This is a genomic window from Bradyrhizobium sp. Cp5.3, assembly GCF_000426265.1.
In the GTDB taxonomy this organism is placed as follows: Bacteria; Pseudomonadota; Alphaproteobacteria; order Rhizobiales; family Xanthobacteraceae; genus Bradyrhizobium; species Bradyrhizobium neotropicale.
Genome location: NZ_AUFA01000050.1, coordinates 1 through 18,616 on the forward strand (window position 1 = coordinate 1; position 18,616 = coordinate 18,616).

At 58.1% G+C, this 18,616-nt stretch carries 16 protein-coding genes and 2 pseudogenes; 8 read left to right on the forward strand and 10 right to left on the reverse strand.

From position 1 onward, the window contains the following. Positions 1–262, reverse strand: a pseudogene (locus K289_RS46315) (IS256 family transposase); the annotation flags it as partial. 1,057 nt (positions 263–1,319) lie between these two features. Beyond that, complete coding sequence (locus tag K289_RS50980) at positions 1,320–1,496, reverse strand: hypothetical protein (protein ID WP_156918363.1); 177 nt, start codon at positions 1,494–1,496, stop codon at positions 1,320–1,322. A gap of 899 nt (positions 1,497–2,395) precedes the next feature. On the opposite strand from K289_RS50980, the gene K289_RS0135860 reads away from it, so the two are divergent. Together K289_RS0135860 and K289_RS0135865 are read left to right on the forward strand one after the other, a co-directional pair. Continuing rightward, positions 2,396–2,611: a hypothetical protein gene (locus tag K289_RS0135860; RefSeq protein ID WP_027555849.1), complete on the forward strand. Its 216-nt coding sequence runs from the start codon at positions 2,396–2,398 to the stop codon at positions 2,609–2,611. 57 nt (positions 2,612–2,668) lie between these two features. Continuing rightward, complete coding sequence (locus K289_RS0135865; protein ID WP_027555850.1) at positions 2,669–2,869, forward strand: hypothetical protein; 201 nt, start codon at positions 2,669–2,671, stop codon at positions 2,867–2,869. Positions 2,870–2,988: 119 nt separating this feature from the next. Here the strand turns inward: K289_RS0135865 and K289_RS0135870 are convergent, their stop codons facing one another. The 4 genes from K289_RS0135870 to K289_RS0135885 all read right to left on the reverse strand — a co-directional run bounded on the left by K289_RS0135870 (position 2,989) and on the right by K289_RS0135885 (position 6,946). Continuing rightward, a complete protein-coding gene (locus tag K289_RS0135870) occupies positions 2,989–3,834 on the reverse strand; it encodes a xanthine dehydrogenase (protein ID WP_035687074.1) in 846 nt (281 codons plus the stop codon). A gap of 315 nt (positions 3,835–4,149) precedes the next feature. Then, entirely contained in the window at positions 4,150–4,503 is a 354-nt protein-coding gene (locus K289_RS0135875; RefSeq protein ID WP_027555852.1) for a hypothetical protein, read from the reverse strand. Between the two features lie 499 nt (positions 4,504–5,002). Further along, positions 5,003–5,341 carry a hypothetical protein gene (locus K289_RS46320; RefSeq protein ID WP_027555853.1) on the reverse strand — a complete coding sequence of 113 codons (339 nt, stop codon included), beginning with the start codon at positions 5,339–5,341 and terminating at the stop codon, positions 5,003–5,005. A gap of 255 nt (positions 5,342–5,596) precedes the next feature. Then, positions 5,597–6,946 carry a clostripain-related cysteine peptidase gene (locus K289_RS0135885; protein ID WP_027555854.1) on the reverse strand — a complete coding sequence of 450 codons (1,350 nt, stop codon included), beginning with the start codon at positions 6,944–6,946 and terminating at the stop codon, positions 5,597–5,599. Between the two features lie 724 nt (positions 6,947–7,670). Between K289_RS0135885 and K289_RS0135890 the strand changes: the two genes are divergently transcribed. Both K289_RS0135890 and dctA read left to right on the forward strand, forming a co-directional pair. After that, a complete protein-coding gene (locus K289_RS0135890) occupies positions 7,671–8,549 on the forward strand; it encodes an electron transfer flavoprotein subunit beta/FixA family protein (protein ID WP_027555855.1) in 879 nt (292 codons plus the stop codon). Between the two features lie 286 nt (positions 8,550–8,835). After that, a pseudogene (gene dctA, locus K289_RS46325) lies at positions 8,836–10,167 on the forward strand (C4-dicarboxylate transporter DctA); the annotation flags it as partial. Positions 10,168–10,571: 404 nt separating this feature from the next. Here dctA and K289_RS46330 read toward each other — a convergent pair. Both K289_RS46330 and K289_RS46335 read right to left on the reverse strand, forming a co-directional pair. Further along, positions 10,572–10,811, reverse strand: a complete 240-nt coding sequence (locus K289_RS46330) for a hypothetical protein (protein ID WP_035687080.1) — start codon at positions 10,809–10,811, stop codon at positions 10,572–10,574. Between the two features lie 61 nt (positions 10,812–10,872). Further along, a complete protein-coding gene (locus tag K289_RS46335) occupies positions 10,873–11,187 on the reverse strand; it encodes a hypothetical protein (RefSeq protein ID WP_035687083.1) in 315 nt (104 codons plus the stop codon). 412 nt (positions 11,188–11,599) lie between these two features. Between K289_RS46335 and K289_RS46340 the strand changes: the two genes are divergently transcribed. Further along, positions 11,600–12,019, forward strand: coding sequence for a hypothetical protein (locus K289_RS46340; RefSeq protein ID WP_035687086.1), 420 nt, complete (start codon positions 11,600–11,602; stop codon positions 12,017–12,019). A 460-nt stretch (positions 12,020–12,479) separates the two neighbouring features. On the opposite strand, the gene K289_RS49420 is transcribed toward K289_RS46340, so the two are convergent. Both K289_RS49420 and K289_RS50985 read right to left on the reverse strand, forming a co-directional pair. After that, positions 12,480–12,812 (reverse strand): H-NS family nucleoid-associated regulatory protein, encoded by a 333-nt coding sequence (locus tag K289_RS49420; protein ID WP_084788852.1) that lies wholly within the window; start codon positions 12,810–12,812, stop codon positions 12,480–12,482. A gap of 1,770 nt (positions 12,813–14,582) precedes the next feature. Next, complete coding sequence (locus tag K289_RS50985; protein ID WP_156918364.1) at positions 14,583–14,804, reverse strand: hypothetical protein; 222 nt, start codon at positions 14,802–14,804, stop codon at positions 14,583–14,585. A 1,015-nt stretch (positions 14,805–15,819) separates the two neighbouring features. Here K289_RS50985 and metC point away from each other — a divergent pair. From metC to K289_RS46350, 3 genes are all read left to right on the forward strand, one after another. Next, on the forward strand, positions 15,820–17,046 hold the full coding sequence (metC, locus tag K289_RS46345) for a cystathionine beta-lyase (protein WP_198024834.1): 1,227 nt from the start codon (positions 15,820–15,822) through the stop codon (positions 17,044–17,046). 585 nt (positions 17,047–17,631) lie between these two features. Next, entirely contained in the window at positions 17,632–17,832 is a 201-nt protein-coding gene (locus K289_RS0135930) for a hypothetical protein (protein WP_245284093.1), read from the forward strand. 210 nt (positions 17,833–18,042) lie between these two features. Continuing rightward, complete coding sequence (locus K289_RS46350; RefSeq protein WP_051311150.1) at positions 18,043–18,501, forward strand: MerR family transcriptional regulator; 459 nt, start codon at positions 18,043–18,045, stop codon at positions 18,499–18,501. Positions 18,502–18,616: the final 115 nt, after the last annotated feature.

Below are 18,616 nucleotides of genomic sequence, written 5' to 3' on the forward strand. Positions count from 1 at the left end.
CGGTCATCACCTCGCGTTCCGGCAGGTGACCGTGGCGCACGACGCGCTGGTGGCCGTCCGCAGTCTTCAAATCGGCATGCTTGCCGAGAAAGTCCGCGACCTCGGCCTCGACCGCCTGGGCCAACAGAGCACGCGCCCCATTGCGCAAGATTTCGGTGAGTTGATCGTCGACGTTTCCTGGCTGAATCAGCTTGATGATGTTATCTTTGGACACGGCATATCGCTCCTTCGGTGGAGAAGTGGAGGCGTCAAGCACCCCCACGATATGCCGCCTTCCCGATTCCCGCCGTCACCAAGTTTCAGCGATAGCTCACTCCGTCCACGCTGCTGCAGGACAACATCGAAGGTTGGATAACGATCAGACATGGCTAGGGCAACGCGCTATTTCATAGGATTGTACTCCGTTCTTCAGAACCACAGAGCGCAATTCCAGCGAATCGTCTCTGCAGACGAACTCTGAGCGGGCAAGCCGGTTCGCCAAATGCCGTCGATGCATAAACGGCGAAATCACAAAACAATTCATTATGTAATTCCAGTGTGGAGCGACGCATCGCATAGCTGCTTATAAACTCTGGGCGTCAATAGCCGGATGGACTTGAGGTCGCCTACTGACAGTTTAGCCGCAGAAAACTGCTGTTCTCCAACCGCTTCTAATGGGATCGTCATGAAAGAAGGTAGACTGCACCCATTTCAATTATCACGTCAAGCCGAGCACTACTTCTCTGTCTAGCTCCACCACACGTCAAGACCATTCACTGTGATCCGGCCATGCCGCACCATCTCCGTAGAATTGAAGAACGACCGCCAGCCACAAACTTTAATAGATTGGCGCTTGCACCCTTCGACGGAAATTCCCGATTGCGTTCTGGCAGATTGCGACCGCCAATCAGACGGGCCGCATAGTGAAATCCATCGGAAACTAGATTCTAGCGCTGAATTTGCGCGTCGAAGGTGGCTTCATTGCACTAATTAGTACCGAGACGTCGTTACTACTATTTAACTTGCGTAGTGATCCGTATGGAAAAGTCCGGCAAACATGCGCGACTCTGCGGTTAGCAGTCCACATGTTGGTTGCGTGCAGTGTCGGATCTTCGGCGGCGGCCTCGATCAGCGACGATGCCTGCAAGGTGCGTCCGTAAAGCTCAGCGACGGGCGCAAGATGACGGGGCCGGGCCGACGTGCTTGCTGACAGAGGTAGGGTTCGTCGCCACATGGTAGGCATCGACGCGGCGCTGGCTTCCCGTCGCGCGACGGCGTAAAGCGGTCGCGCGCGAAAGACGATCAGGACTTATCGAAGCTTGTCGGCACCAACGGCATACTCAGCTCCCGTTCATCTTGTAAGCAATAAAGCAAAGCAGAGCGATCGACGCTGCCCATAGCGCGAGATGCTTCCACCAAGGCAACTCGCGCCCGGAAGTATCTCGTGCGATCACTGCAGCCAGGCCGCCCAAGGACACCCCGGCCATGACCATTGCGAATAAATCAATGCCTTCCATCGGCGCGCCTAGCAACGGTGCATGAAACTCTTGCCATCGTGCTTCCTGGGATCCTCTGCGTGTTATGGGGGAGCGTGTTGAAGGGGTCTACGTTGAGATCTGGGGTCTCACCGAGAGGCGTCATAGCCGGTTGCGCCTGTCGAACACAAACTCATCCTCTGCTCGCTACACTGAAACATCGGAGCTCAAAGTGACCGTTACCAGCGCAGGTAGGACATGACGGATACAAATAGGTGATCACTGCGAGCGCGCACAACAAAGGACTGTCAAAAGTCCAGGCCAGAAGACTGGAAAAGGCCTGCTCAACTCTGTCCAGCATGAAAGGATTCCTGGATAGCACGCCAAAGGCACGCGCAAACGTGAACGGAGCCTCAAGACCGGCAGCTCTGTCATGAAAGAAGGCGATACAGCGAGCTTGATCAAGAGCCGCCTCCAGTTTGGTTAGCTTGATACAAGTCCTACAACTTGACGCTACGGGCGATTCAACCCCCTTGAACAGAATTGTAGGGAACCCTCCACTCTGGCGGGCGGCACACGCCTTGCTTGGTTTAAGACAGCATCACCACCACCCAGCCTGGTGATGTAGGGGCGGCTTGGCGCCTTGCGGGTCTTGAGGCGTCGGTCTCCAAGCGTCGATCCGCCCCGCTGTCTGCTCCGCGGCAGCGGGCAGGGGCGAATATGAATTGCCATCAGAGCGAGCCACCATGGCGGCGAAATCCATCGCAATACGGCGATCGATCGCTGGACTTCGACGTCAACGTGGAAAAGATTGCGTCAATTCATACGCGTTGATCGCTATTATGCAGTTTGGAGCTGAGCTGCTTCACAAGCGGGCCGGGGAGGCACGAGCGAAGCAGGCGAAGTGATCTCGCTCAGCGGAATGGCAAAGGGAGCACGATATGCCTCGCCATTTGTACCGCCTCTGCAAGGGCGCCTATGTTGAGGCGTTATTTCGCCGTAACGAGCAGGACAAGGTCCAAATGATCTGGCTCCAGTACAATCTGATGCGGCTCGGAAGCGAAATCGTCCGGTCGGAGCACAGCTCCGGCGTGATTGACCAGCTGGTACGGCATACGCGCGCCGAGCGACAGGCTGTCTCGGATTTTCGCGCTTGAACTCAGCAACTCGCGATCCCTATGATCTTCCTTTTCGAGGAGTGGGGAGATCTCAAAATGCTGGATGCCGATACCGCCGAGCTGTTACGCGCGGTCCTCGATGAGGTCTGCGCGAGCATTTCCCCGTGCGAGACCGGCATCCGAGCGCATGTTGCCTCCAAGATTCTGGAGGCTGCGATAGGAGGTGAAAGGACGCCCGAGCGCCTCAAACAGATCGGCCGTAAGGCGCTTTGCGAAGCGCCGACGATGTGGCGATAGGATCGGGGGCGATGTTCTCATTCAGGTGAGCTTCCGGCTTGCCGCCCAAAGAAGCCTGCGGAATGTAAATAGACTTCAGCGGCTGGGCGCGACAATAGCATGAGAAGCCATCTATCTCGTTAGTCACCGCGGTGAAGACGATCACGCGATTGGGGAGAAATGAACTTCTCTATCGCAGCGACGACATTGCATCCTATGACTTGCCCCCGTTCATCCATGCCGGTCCAGCAGGCCTCGCGTCCGCGCGGATCGACCTCAAGCAATTTCACGCCCGTCGGCACCTGCGAGCCGTCGCGCACAATGCCGCGGAGCACTCCCGTGATGGGCGCTCGTATCGCTTTTTGGCCGAGGCAACCCAGTTGCAAGCCTTTGGATATGTCCGAGCCGATATCGACTGAAGTGCGCCAAATGCCCTCGCGCTCCGAATAAACGAAACGCTCGCGTCCCGCGCCGCCGATCGCACGGGCCTGGCCGTCTGCCGCCTTGGTGGCCCCTCGCAAGACAATTGCACCGGTTTGGGCGGGATGCGTCTCGATGGCGGTGTCGCAGTTGACGCCGACCTCGAATCCCGGACCGATTCCGGCCGTAACCCGCGCGAAGCTTCGAAGATCGAGAGGTGTCCGATGCTTCTGCATGCGTGGATCAACGATCACGGAGAGCGAGCGCAGAGCGAGAATGTCGGGCAGGTGCATTGTGGTCACCGCCACGTTGCTTGGGTCGGCGTGAATTCGAGCAATCTCCGCCAATGTATCGGCCCGCTTGCCAACAGTGCCCCCGACTTCGCGCCGTTCACCGAACAGTACGTCGTGAAATGACATGCAGCGGCGGATCACCGGCGGAAAGACATCGTGTCTCATGACCACCGCAAACATCGCCTCGGTGAGCTTTGCGGCAATGGCCGAAGCGATTTCGTTCGTGCCAAGCACCAGCGTGAGGGGGCGTGATGCGCGCGGAGTCCGGATCATGACGGCGAGGTAATGGGGGCGGTTCGCGTTACCGGGCGACCGAGCAAACCTCGCGCCAATCGCGAAACAAGCCTTAAAGGACAGAAAGGCGGATCGCATTGCCGATGGCGGCGCTGTACTTCGCTACAAGATGTCATAGGCTATTGTCGACAATACAACGAACACGGGCCGGGCCACCTCAACTTCTGTTGCGTCACGGCGCTCGAGTAACCAGCCACCATCCATACATGAACGAGCAAGCGCCAGAATCCCCAGGAGCATCATGCGGTGAAGATGCCGTCGCGCTCCACCAAGCAGCTTACGTGTCCGGCATGGTCAGGCGCTGTATGCGAAGTACAGATCTTCTTTATAGTCGAAGAGGTGAGCCTCGCCGTCCGTCACTTTCACAGAGAAGCAAGTAGCCGTATCGTGATCGAAGCCGCTATAGGCTCCCGATCCGGTCGGCTTGAGCATCAAATGTGAACGCTCACCGTGGTGGTACACGTTCGGTAGCGCGCCGGTGACGTAACAATGATTGATGTAGTCGTATCCGCTAACTATGCCGTCCCGTACGGAGACGCTGATCCTGCAAGGCGCGGAGGTTTCGAAATCGTGCACTCGAACGACGAGCCGTCCGAGACTGTGGGCCAACGCAACCGCTGCCGCGGCTATCCGAATGTGCACTTTCATAGCTCCGTCCTATTGATAGGCGTCATAAAACAAGGCGGGGCGGCCCGACGCGTGGGTGGAGCGCGCCGAGGCCGCCCCTGCATCACCGGGGCGGTTTGGTGATGCTGCCTCGAACGAAGCAAGCAGCATGCCTATTCAGGGACAACAGCATAGAGGAACCATCTTGTGGGATCTGCACCGCGGTCCCCCAAGCGCGTCGCCACGCGGGACGCGCATGATAGTTCAGCCCGGCCCGGATTGTGCCGTACGTCCGCTCAGGTACTGCGGCCTCATAAGTCCACGCAGCTCGTCGAAGATGGCGAGCTTCTTCAAAGTCTGCCGGTGTGGCGTGGGTCGAGACATTCAGATTGAAGTGCACTTAGTTGTCAGGTCGGGAGTTCGCAGGTGCAACTCTTCCGCCACGGGGTACTCCAGGACCGAAGGATTGTAACCTGTGCCAGTCTACGGACCATAATCCGACCTGCCGTTCCTCGAGCCTACGTTCGTGGTGCGGCCCAGGTTAGAATTGTGCAACACGACCAAGTCGCCTGATCTTGTTGGAACGGAGGCCGATCTCCGAGCATTCGATTTGGTTGTCCGAAGCGGTCTTGTTAGCAGCCCGGGAGTCCTCAGGGACATCCTTAATGTGGTTGATCTCTCTATTCCTGCCAACCGACATGCCGTACAGGCCACGATGCGCGCACACCAAGGTAAAGTCCTTGTGTGAGTTCTTCAGCACGTCTCGGATTGTGCCCGTATTGTATTGGCTCGCTTGCGTCGTCCCCATCATCAAAGGCAAGGCCAGGGCCAGGGTGGCCTTGACCAGCGCCTCGGTCGACGTAGAGCTCGAATTTTTCATGTGAACTGCCTTTCTCGCGTGGACTCCTCGTGTCCGACGGCGGAAAGTGCCGACAAAGCGGGGAAGCCGTGCGACGCCCGCGCGTACAACGGGGCAAATGCCTGGCCAATCGCCTGTCGTTTCCGCAATGGAAGTTGGCGCGGTGGAGAATTGGATCTGGACTGAATGCGCAGCATGTACGTGACGCAACCCATCCGTCAGCTTAGCCACCCAAAGAGTTTCGATTCGGTCCCGCCCAAACACGTTGTTGTTTTTTTAGCTTCGAAAATAGCATTGAAGGAAATCAGACCAGCGCTCGCGCGCAACAAAGTCGATGACGTGATCCTCGTTCTCCTTCACATAGCCCTGCTTGTAAAAATCATCGTCGAAGTCGTACTTGCTCGCAGGAAAGTAAATGGCAATGCCTCTTGAGCCGGTATTCCACGCGCTGAAAGCGGAAGCATAGTTGGTCAGGACAGTCCTCTTCGTGGCATCAAGCGCAATCTGCGCGTAACTGCGCGTGTTGGGATTTGACGTGGTGGCAATATAGTTTTCGAGGAAGGCCACCAGATCGATCGAAGTGAAGATTCCGGCGCCGTAAGGAACAAGTGTCGACCTGGCTATCTCAACCCTTATCCGTTCCGCCTCCAGCACTTTGCTGATCTCGTCCGCCAAAGCGCTAACGGCGGCCGCTGCGGCGTCAATCATGGTCAAGTCTATGACCGAGAGCGTCGTCATGTGGAAGTCGCCATAGCGGTCCTTGTATGACACGACAATTTGATTGGTGAGCTCAAGAGGCGATATGGCCGGATTGGCGACCAGATGTGCCAATGCCGCGGCGTAGTTCCATCCGGCGGCCGGCTCGGATTCCTCGCTCGCGATCATAAGCGTGGAGGAGCCTCGAAAGGCGTAAGCTGTTTCGATCATCGCCATCATGCCGGCATCAAAACCGATCGCGTCGAGCTTTCGATCCAACTTCTGGGCGAGCGATCCTACGCTCTGCTGCACGTCGCTAATGTACAAGAATGATCGTGTCTCTTCGTCAAAGGATACGGCGCGATATCCGCCGACTTTTGGGACGCTCTCGGACGCGGCTGCCAACATGGCAGAGCGCGATTGGCCGCCAAGTTGCTCAGGTATGGCGACGCGCTTCTTCGACGGGTCTGCCACCTGGAAGCGCCAGCCCTGACCATGATTCCAGATGACCAGCATATACTTTTTGGCAGGGAATTTGTCGACAGACCAGTTGACGAAGTCATCGAATGCGCGCCGCGATCCAAGGTCGGAGACACCCGAGGAGTTTCGCAAATCGGCAACTGCAGTGGAAGGAATTGGCTTCTGCCCCTTCTTCACGAGGAATCTCAGAACTCCGGACCATCCCTCGGCCTCGCTCGTGTAGTGTCTCTGGGGGCGGCCCATCTCGACGACCAGATTGACTTTTGCCGTGCTGCCGACGCTTGCGATGTCCCGAAAAGTGGCAATCGCGTCGGCTTCCAGATTATTTTTGGCGTTCATGAACACCATGATCGTCCACTCAGCCGTGCCGGTAGCAGTTTCGGCGGCGCCAGAAGGGTGGATCAACACAAGGCCAAGCGCTAGCAAAGAGAATAAGCACTGTTTGAGCATCGTGGCCCTTCAAGCGGCGTGTGCTGGGAGGTCTCAGGACGACAGTGACGTCCATCGTCCTCAGCCAAGGTTTTGCAACGGCTGTGCCAGTTGCGACCAGAACCACAAAAGGAAGGTGTGTAAAGGGGTGCGAGCGCGTGCACCCCAGGTAGGGCCTTGTCGCAGGTCCAACATTGCCGGTCGGTTTTCGAACAAGTGTTCGACCGACAAGTGGTGCCCTGTCGCGCGGGCGCATCCAAATGCCCAGGGTGCGATGGTGTAAATTGCTTGCAAAAGATGACTGGCGCGAAACGCACGTACGTTTTCGAGGCCCTGTTGTAGCCTCCATCGCGCTTTCGCTCTGCTGAGGTTAACAAATTGCGGCCAATGGACGTTGATGCGTTTGTTGAGGGCGTTGACCGCCAAGATAAGGTTCTGCCCGGCGTAGCAACGGCAGCGTTTGAGCCTGCAGAATACGGCGTGAAAGCTCCCTGAAAATCCTCGTCCGCACATGTGACGCCAAACCTCTGCGCTGTTCAACAACCTCCTTTAAGACCTTCAACGAAGCTGTCGGCTGGCTTACGCCTTGCGAAACGCATTGTCGTATCTTCGACGTGGGTTGTCGCGTCGCAGACGCGGCTGACCGACCAATCTGCTGCAGCAAGCTCCAGTGTGACAATGGAGAGTCCCTCACTGGTACGACACTTGCTGGTCTGCTCCGTGTTACTCCGGTTTGGAGAGAGTCATGCACAATGTCGTTTGCATAAAGCAGGTTCCCGATTCCGCGCAGATTCGGGTGCACCCCGTGACCAACACCATTATGCGCCAGGGGGTACCGACCATCATCAACCCTTACGATCTTTTTGCCTTGGAGGCTGCGCTGGAGCTGCGTGACAAGATCGGCGGCGAGATCACCGTGTTGACCATGGGGCCGCCGGCCGCCGAGGAGTCGTTACGAAGGGCCCTGACGTATGGTGCCGATCGTGCGGTGTTGCTCACCGATCGCGCTTTCGCGGGCGCCGATACGCTGGCGACCACCTACGCGCTTGCGACAGCCATCCGCAGAATCGGCGAGGAACACGGCCCGCCGGACCTCATATTCACCGGCAAACAGACCATCGACGGCGATACTGCGCAGGTCGGGCCGGGCATCGCAAAGCGACTTGGGATTGGGCAACTTACTTATGTCGCCGATGTCCGATCTTTGGATCTAAAGATGCGCACAATCGAGGTTGGAAGGCGCTCGGAGGGAGGCATACAGGTGTTGCGCACAAACCTGCCGTGTCTCATCACCATGCTGGAAGGGACAAACGAGATCCGGCGTGGAGGTATGATGGATGCGCTTCGGGCAGCGCGCACGGACATAGTAAGGTGGGGTGCCCAGGACGCCGGGGTCGAGGACATCTCGAAATGCGGCCTCAAGGGCTCGCCGACGATCGTAAAGCGCGTCTTTGCGCCTTCGACCCGCGCTGAAAAGGCAGTGCTGGTGGAAGCTGCTGATGAACCGGCGTTAGCTCTGATCGATGCGATATTCCGGCACCGGCCTAAGCTTGAGGCTGAGCTGGCAGTTGTGGCGCGTCTTGGTGACGCGCGCAATTCGCCTTCGCAAGGAGCCGTCCGATGACGTCCACGCGTCCGAAGCCGAGCGGGCGGCAGCACGCGCTTGCGGAACAATCCAGAGCTGGCAAGGAGTCCTGGCACGGAGGCGATCAGGTCGCCCCTACATCCTAGGACCGATCGATCGTGCCAACTGCGTTGAGGAGGAAGACTTCCTCCTCCACGCCTCAGAAAATCGAGAGGAAGCAACACATGCAGCAGTGAATGACCGGCCCGATACAAGCCCTCTGCCGGCCCAACGGAAGTTGGGTCTGAGTGGAAGGGACAAAAAAACCAGTGGGAGGAACAATGACATGGCCGACGGGAAGGCAAGCGGAGCACCCATCGCACCGCCGCAACGCGCAGGAAGAGCTTGGTACAGGGTCCTCTATATCCAGGTGCTGATCGCGATCGTGCTCGGAGTGATGATTGGCTCGCTATGGCCGGATCTGGCCAGGAGCGAGTGGATCAAGGCGCTGGGCGACGGCTTCATTAAGCTGATCAAGATGGTGATCGCCCCGATCATCTTCTGCACGGTGGTCTCGGGCATATCGCACATCCAGGACGCCAAGAAGGTCGGCCGTATCGGCGTCAAGGCGCTCGTCTATTTCGAGGTGGTCTCCACGTTTGCGCTCCTCATCGGCTTACTCATCGGCAATCTGGTCAAGCCCGGTGCGGGTTTTGGTGGCGCCGCCGCCAGCGCGCAAGCGGTTGCCAAGTTCGCCGATCAGGCAAAGACGCAGAAGACCGTTGATCTCCTTCTACGCATTATTCCTGATACGGTCGTCGGTGCGTTTGCGCAGGGTGAGATCTTGCAGGTTCTGCTCTGCTCAGTGCTGTTTGGCTTCGCGCTCATGAGCCTTGGCCAGCGCGGCCGCAAGATCCGTGCCTTCATCGACGACGCCTCACAAGCCGTGTTCGGCGTTATCTATATCGTGATGCGCGCGGCGCCGATCGGCGCATTCGGCGCTATGGCGTACACCATCGGCACGTTTGGCACTGGTGCGCTCCTCAACCTGATCGGCTTGATCGCGACCTTCTACGTCACCGCCGCGCTGTTCGTGTTCGTCGTGCTCGGCTTCATCGCGCGCTTTGCCGGCTTTTCGATCTTCAAGTTCATAGCCTACATCAGGGACGAGCTGCTGATCGTGCTCGGCACCTCGTCTTCCGAGAGCGCCTTGCCGTCATTGATGGAGAAGCTCGAGTGCCTCGGCTGCTCGAAGTCGGTGGTTGGCCTCGTGGTGCCCACGGGTTATTCGTTCAACCTCGACGGCACCAACATCTACATGACGCTGGCGACGCTGTTCATCGCGCAGGCGCTCGGTTACGATCTCACTTTCGGCCAGCAACTGACCATCCTGATCGTCGCCATGCTGACCTCGAAGGGTGCCTCCGGCATCACCGGCGCGGGCTTCATCACCCTCGCCGCGACGCTCGCCGTGGTCGATCCGCGCCTCGTGCCGGGTATGGCGATCGTGCTCGGCATCGACAAGTTCATGAGCGAATGTCGCGCGCTGACCAATCTCTGCGGCAACGGCGTCGCCTGTGTGATCGTCGCCTGGTGGGAGGGCGAGCTCGACCACGACAAGCTTAAGGCGACGCTAGGCCGGTCGGTCGATCCGGTCGCCATGGAGGCGGCAGTCACCATGAAGGAGCCATCAAGCGTCGTCAGTCATCAGGGTCCCGACAATGGCCAGTGCGACTCTGGCCGGTTGGATTCGACCCGCCATTTGAGGCAGTCCGGGAAGCCGGTCTTGCGGCGCTGGCCTGACGCGCCGAGAGCACAGGACGGGCCTCGGCAAGAGGGGCGGCTCAAAGACCTGGGCAACGACCGATCGCAACAGGCTAGTCCCTAAACGCTGCAGCAAAGTACGAGCAGTGCGTGGCACGTGAGAGCTGGTCAGACGGACTGCGGTCTCTTCGGCAGGCTGATCGATGATCCCTGAGCGGACGAAGGCGCCTGGACATCGGCCGGCGGACCGCCATCAGGACGGAGCGGTCCTGATCGTGCCGTCTTAGGGGCGATCTGCTTCGGTGCGGGCGGTTCAAATTACTTTCGGAGGAGATCTGTCAGGGCTTCAATGCCCTCAGCCGATGAGCAAATATCATCAAGTTCGTGGCAGAGCAGGATTGCTCTTGCCCTCGCAGGCTCGATCTCCGACAGATACGGAATATGACGTTTGATTTCAGTGAGCCGCTTATTCAGTTCTTCGAGTTGAGCCCGAAGACGCTCCATCTCCACGTCGCGACACGTGCTCGCATCAGCGATCCAAGCGCGGCGCGTTGACATGATTTTGTTCCTTTGCGTCAGCCACTTCTGCGCAACATTCGTGGCCGGAGTAGGGAAACGTCTATCGTCGCTGTAGCTTCTCGAGATCTTGCAAAAACTCTCTTTCTCCATCGCAATCCAGCTCTTCTTGCACGGTCAGCCAAGTGCGGCAATTGGCAGATCGATCCTGTGCAGACCCCCAGGTGAGAGAGTCAGCTAATCCAATGCGAATGGCTTGAATCTTACGTAGCGTCAGGTTGTAGACGTCGCAAATGTCGGTAAAGCTGCAAGGAGGCATCGTGTCGGGTTCGGCTTGCATGTGTCGGCCGTCCACGGAGTTCACGCTCGACGGCGTGCATATGAACAGGGCAGAACCATCCAGGAGTTCCATGATCATCTGCTCCCCCCCCCGCGCGCTGGCTTGATCTTGTCAAGCTAGTCGGCAAGTCGAGGAACGGAGTGAGGCGAGGCTGCTACACTTGAGAGACATCTTCCGGCTATGGCCGAGTTGATCCGAGTGATCCCGACAGCTCGCATTCAGGCGAGGTTGAACGGAGTCCCGTCCGCCACACTCAACAGAGGGTTCGCCTGGTTCGCGAGGAAAACTGGACGCGTGACCGGATGGGCTCGCATCAGGGCTATGGAGAAAACGAGTTGGCCGACGATTTGCGTACAACCAGCATAGATCGGAGCCGAATTGTCGTACCCGAAAATCGTGTGAATAGCGGCGGTCGTGATCGGCGCAAGCCCTCTGAGCAGAAAGCGATCTGCATCGAATTGAAAATTGGCTGTGAGGCGTAGGAGCTAATATGAGAGCGCAGATCATCGACAAGCTCGAGGCCGGTCGGTTACGCCACGGGCCGTTTGCCAGCGCGCCGGGATCAGGCCCCTGCGGGCTTTTCTATGTGCAGGGACCGTGTGGCTGCGAACTCAAGATCATCGGTTTGCGTCGCCCGCGATGGGAGCATGTCTCCGTCTCGACGTCCCGGCGCTGTCCGAACTGGGAAGAAATGTGCTTTGTCAAGGATCTGTTCTGGGACGAGGAGGAGTGCGTCATGCAGCTCCATCCGCCCCATTCCGAGTACGTCAATAACAGTCGGTACTGTCTGCACCTATGGAGGCCGACTGATCAGGAGATTCCAACGCCCCCACCGGCTTTTGTCGGCATCGTTGGGCTTGGTCCATCCGAAGCGGCAATCTTGGCTGCACAGATGCAATCGCTACGCTAATGGCTTCGAACCAATTGTCCTCGATGAGGCAACGTCAAAGGCCATCGCGAAATCAAACTACGTCAGTTAGGGGGACGCTAGGCACGCAAGCGAACGCCACGTTGCCAAGTACTATGCAGGGAAACGATCGAGAATGCCCGAGAGCCGCCACCTCTCAGGACGCGCAGCTCGGGCCAACGACCACTAGCGTGTGATCTGATGAGACCCGCCGTAGCGTCGAGCCACCATCAGGCCCAGCAGCCATACTGGCGTGCAGCCACTGGCATGAGGATAAGCTCATCGGATGCGATCTCCGCTCCTGAGCTCAATTGTTGCTTGCCGGCGACCGTCCAAATCGACTTCAGAGTCTCCTCGAAGCGCTTGCGGAGTTCAATGAGTGGCTGACGGTATTCCGTGCCCCGGCGCGGCCGTTCGCCCCGGTCAGTGCAGAGCTTCTGCCGCTCGTACGATCTAGCGGTTGCTAGGCGTTGCGTCGGCGGTTTCGCGCAGGGGATTGATCGACCAGGAAATCGGCGAGCTTTCGACCGGCACGAAGTTGGGCGCTGAGCCAGCGTGGCAATTTGCCGCGCCCGGACCAGGTCTTTGCATTGTTTTTTGGGTTTCGGTACCTCGGCGGTACAAACTTGTGCGAGCGGCTGGGACGAACGAGTTTGTCGGTTGCTCGGATCTTCTGCAGCCGCTGGTCTAGCCGCGTTCGATCCGCCGTCATGCGCTGCGTCAATATGAGGACGACGTTCTCGTACAGCCGCCACAAAGCCTCGGCAGACATTGAATTCAGGTTATCGGGTTTCATTTGGAACCGTTCATGATGCTAGAATCGTTGCATGCATTAGTCGTGCCGTGCGCGATAGGAAAGTCGCGTGTTAAGCGGTAGCTGAGGACTCCCGATCCAAACCTTACATTGCAAACGCGAATAGGGTCGCTATCGACAACTTGCTCACGTCGACGTCGTGTATGCGGGGTGTGGCGACCATTCGCCGGATATCAATCAAGGGCCAACGGTCGGCGCAGCACTTTCAGCAGTGCTGTATCACTGTGCAACACCCGACGACGACCTCGCGCGAGGTTGCGATTCGCGACAATGCATTATTGATCTGCTCATCAAGGAACATACGAAAGGAAGCCGCGCTGAATGAGCGGGGCGATCAAACGGTCCGCCGGGCCGGAGAAACATCCGAGCCCAGGTGCCAAGCGTTCGACCAGAACGGGTCAACTGATCAGAGCAGATCGGCCACCGTACTCGCGAGACCTTTCGGCTAGGCCGATGTCCGGTACCAATGGACAATCATGGCGGACAGGTAGGCAGATCGATCGTGGGTATCATTTGCGGCAGACGAGCATTCGCTCGATCGAGCTACTGAATCGTTAGTACGGATCCACACCTCGGGCCGAGAAGCCGTACTCCGCGAATGATATAGCTCCCACGCGGCGGCTCGGCGTAGTTGAGCCCATCGATCCAGAAGCCCATTTCATCGGCGGCAACCTGTGAGTTGTAGGCCCAACCAGTCTGGAGAGACCTCACGGCGGCGAAGGCGCCACAGGGCGCAGACGAGTCGGGGATAACGACCTCCGCATCCGGTTCACATCCCGACAAAAGCTCAATGAGTTCTCGGACGTTCATGTCTCAGCTTTCGCCTCGAAGTGGCCTGTCCTGATCCGCCAAAACAGCACTCTGACGAAGGCGGTTGATCCATGCTGACCTGAACCCAGCCGAGCATCAGAACGTGACTGAAGCCAATTCCAAGCAAGAGAGGCATTTTCACGTGCATGCCGTGAAAACACCGTGATGAATTGCTCCGCTGCGGCAGGTTTAGCCATGTGCGAAGAGGGCGACGCATCGCTTCAAAGGGGCTCGGCGGCCATTGCTGTTCTGCGATGAAAGGACCCATTGTTCGGACATGGTGATGCTGTGCGTCAAGGAACGAAGTAGATAGTACAAGTGAGGCTGTGATGTTCCATGGCACAGAAATCGAGCCTGCTTCGTGCGACCGGTTTGCACTTGAAACGCACGTTACGTTAAGTTGTACAACAGACGGAGCTGTCTTTCGTCTCCGCACGAAGATGCATTTCATTCCCTCGCGCGTCCGAAGAAGGTGCACGCGCTCCCAACCAAGATCTTCAGATGGCCCTAATCCTGATTCTACTTCCGATTTGCTTCCTGAGCCTTGGAGGGACGTGCGTCATGCGCGCGTGGCGTTTTCAGAAGCGACGTGACCGCTATGGTTTTGAGCCGTCTTCCGGAGAGCCTCGCGCCCGATCGATGGGGCGCCCAATTCAAATGCCCAAGCGACGCGCATTCTAGTGGGTTAGTGGGTTGATACCCGGAGACGACCGGCTTGCGGAGCTCTCGACTTTTGGCCGATGGCGCAGAAACGCATAGCCGTCGTCGGCACGAGCGTACGACACCTGTCGACGGATTGGCGGGGAAGGGCCGTGCCGTGTCCCTCGCGGCCGCGACGAGCTTACGACGGCCATCTCGTACCTGGTCTCATCGTCGCCAGGAACGCAAGGAACAGGCATCGCAAACCGACTTAGTCGAATGCGATGGCACCTTTCGGAAAGGTCACGAGACCCGTTGCCATCCGCCGATGCCTTCGGGAAATCCCATCTTGGATGGATCGCCGGCCGAGGGCCAGTAACAAGCTCCATTGGCCAGAGCCTCCGCCGCCGCCGCCGGTGAATTGCGGTAGTCCAACGTCTCACCAGCAAACACAATTGCGAAGCCCTTCGGGGTTGGGACGATCTGAGCCTTTCCCGCGTGCGTCCTAAAGATCCATTTCACCATTTGTAGTTCTCCGCAAATCTGTTGTGTTGCGCCTTGGGCTCTTGAATTGCCAGAGCAAGGCCGCGCGGTCGACCGTATCTCGGTAAGTTAGTTGCGTGGACACGGGGGCTCGCCGATTTATTGGTTTCGAAGAGCGGCCCTAGCTCGGGCGTGAATACGACGTGGAGCGGAGCTCCGAGTTCGCTCTCTTCACGCCGGTACTGCGACAGCGGCTTGATCCGATGTGCGCTTCGTTTCGACCGCAAGACGTTGATGCCGCGGCTCGCGATAAGCTAGCGAATTGCCGCTGTCGAGCCGAAGAGGCACGTGCGAGCTGTCGAAACAAGATTGTCAGGGGTGAATTCGACATTGGCTGGCGACCGCGATGCGAAAGAATGTCCTTCAAGCCTCTGCCGCTTGTGCTCAGCCACGCAGCAGCTGCTCGCCCACGCCAGCAGGTTGAAAAGCTGTTGCCGTGATCGGAAGTCTCGAGAACTTGGCGAACATACAGCGGGCAGCCACTGGACAGACATAGGCGCTATTCGTCGTCATCTTAGCACGCGTTTCTGGGGCTCGGCGCCCCTCAATTCAAGCAGGGTACAACCTGACGCGACGTTCGGATCAAGCTCTTTCCGTGTCGTTCCGGCGATGTCGTACTCGGCACAATGCGAAGTGATTGCGACAAACGACAACAATGCAGTCTCAAAAACGGACCGAGAGAGAAAATCGTGCCTGCCAACGGCTCTGTGTGGAGAATCGAGTTCTCAAGCTGAAGGATGGGCAGTAGACCATCACTGTTAGCTTGAGTGCGCGTTTTGGTGAAGCGCCAACGTTGAGGGCGGATCTGTTGCTGCGCGCTAATATTTGAACACCTCCAGACGGACCTCAACCGTTTTCACAGATCACTCTGCGCTAAAGCCACATTGAAGAGCCGCATCGGGAGTGGCGCCCTTTTTGCAGAAGCGATTCGGTCGGAGTGCTCAGATGCGGTGAGCAGGCCGTTTGTCAGAGCACAAGGGACGGAGAGCGGGCTGCGATGAAGCGTCTGAGGGATGACAGAGATATGCCTGCCATTGAAACCCTGCTTTGCCATCTCGGCCGTACGCCGGCCGAACATGCTGGCATGGTGAACGTGCCGGTCTACCGAGGGTCAACCATTCTGGCCGAGACCCTGGAAGATTGGGAGAAGCAAAACAAAGATTATCCGAGCTACGGGCGCTTCGGCTCGCCGCTGTCGCGGGCGCTTGAGGCCGCCATCTGCAAGTTGGAGGGCGGCTATCGCTCAATTCTCTTCCCATCGGGGCAGTCTGCGTGCACTCACGCGCTGCTTGGCTGTTTAAAGGCAGGCGACCGTGTACTGATCAGCGATGGCGTCTATACGCCCGTCCGGTCGTTTGCCGATGAGGTCCTCGCCAAACTGCAGATCGAAGTCCAATATTTCTCTCCGACTGAGCCATCAGATCTGTCGGCCAAGATGAACGCGAAGACCAGGGCCGTCTATCTGGAGTCACCCTCGTCCTTCACTTTCGAGGTTCTGGACGTGCCCGCACTTGCCGCAATTGCCCATCGGGCAAATGCGCATGTGATCATGGATAATACCTGGGCAACCCCTTTGTATTTCAGGCCGTTTGAGCACGGCGTTGACATTTCCATCCATGCTGCAACGAAATACATCGTGGGTCATTCCGACGCCTTCTTAGGGGTTGCGACCGCGAACGAGGCCGCATGGCCGTTGATCGAATCGAGTGCGCATCAATTCGGCGAACTTGCTGCGCCAGACGATATTTATCTCGCGTTGCGTGCCCTGCGTAGTCTAGCTGTCCGCATGGAGCGGCATTGGGAGAATGGATTGAAGCTCGCACAGAGCCTCCAAGTGCATCCGGCTGTCAATAAAGTCTTGCACCCGGCTCTTCCAAACGATCCCGGTCATGGGCTTTGGAAGAGAGACTTTTCCGGCGCCAGCGGGCTCTTCGGAATCGTTCTCAAGCCGATATCCCGGCGCCAGCTCTCGGTCTTGTTCGATAGCTTACGCCTCTTTGGCATCGGCCTGTCTTGGGGCGGATATGACAGCCTCGCTCTGCTGGTTGATCCACCGAAGCGAACGGAACCATCGCTCGCGCTCCCGGGGCCGCTGATTCGCATTCATGCGGGTTTGGAACGGGTGGGTGACTTGATCTCGGACCTGCATCAGGCGCTGCAGGCAGCATACGACGCCGGGACCGGCGGAGCAGTCGAGCGACGAGAAGAAGAGCTCATCAATTGATTTCTGACAGCCATTCGGCCCGGATGCGCTTCGTCCGGCGCAAGCGCGAAGAGGTGCTTTGGGGGTGACAGCGTTACATGTCGGAAAGTTCGAACGCCGTCTGAGAGATAGCGGTATCCCCGCATCATTTCGGGTACGGCGCGCATCAAACCGAGCACTAGCAGCCGGGAGTCCTGAAAATGAGCGCCTTTGTCGAAAGGTGTTGTCGCCCTCCGTGTAAGCCATATACGGCCGATCGCACCGCTAATGAAGGTGAGCCTGACCGGCGGAGTGAGGCAGACGTTCCGAGGACAAAGGCGTGCACACTGGCGCTCTCAGTTGCGAGGAGTGAGTTTTGAGTCCGATCAGTCGCCCACTTCCTCGGCGGAGACGTTGCCAACTCGGCATGTTGAGAAAGATGGAGCAGGTGCTTTCGCCGATCGCAGACGTCACGCGTCGTCGTGTTGCGCCGCGTCGATTCCAGCACCGAAGGATTCTGTATGATGACCTGTACGCCGTTGGTCAGTCTCTTTTTTGCCCTAACACGGACAAAACCGCTTGCAAGGTGCCGAACCCTTCGCGAAGTGTGACAGGAGGGTGGCGCAAGTGCTGCGGGTAATCAGTGGTGTTTATGATCCAGAAGATCTTTCTGCATTGGGCAAGATTTTTGATGACGCAATCAGCGCGCTGCCGCAAAGCATGCGAACCCCTGCCAATCGAGCAGAAATCGCCAAGCTCATTCTGCGGCGCGCGGGGCAGGCTGAAGTGGACGTTCTGAGAAAATTGATGGCAGCCATCGCTGCCTAGTTGAGCGCCGTCCACACGCCCGGCAACGTCAGCCGATAAAATCTCACGCGGCGGGCCGTTGGGTGCATCTTTCGGCGTGCGCCCGGCGCGCGCAGGTCAACTCGATGACGAGATCAGGTAGGCCTTGCGCTACGAAAAGGTCGTCACAAGATCACTACATCATCAAAATCGCTTGAACCGTACGCGGCGTCAGGTTGTAGCTCGGTACACATGACCAGACCAACAACACTCAGGCGTCGATGGAGACGCATCGGTGAACTTGCAGAGGCGACCGGCGTAACGGTTCGCACGCTGCGTCACTATGAGGAAACGGGGCTGCTCGCTGCCTCGCAGCGGACAGACGGTGGTCACCGGATGTACGACCGGGAAAGCGTCAGAAGGGTGTGTCACATTCTGGCGCTTCGCGAGCTTGGATTCTCTCTTCAGGAGATTCGACAGACAGTGGAGGGGAAGACCTCACTTCCTGCCCTGCTCAACGAGCAGTTGGAGCGAGCAGAGCGTCAAGTGACGCGCGCGACGGTTCTGCGGGATCGGCTGCGCGATATCGCAATGAATTCCGAAGCAAACGTCAGCGTGGACGAACTGCCTGAGCGACTAGATGCAATGACGCGGCCCGACAATTGTCCCCAGAGCCGGCCGCGTAACCGTACTGACGACGACAACAAGTGACGCGGATGTTGGCAGCGACGTGGAGCGCGTCGTGCCAGCGATCGCGACCGCGCAGTATGTCCAGCGCGCGAGTGGATGAGCACCGCAAAGCGTGAGAGGAGCGGACGAGAGGCGC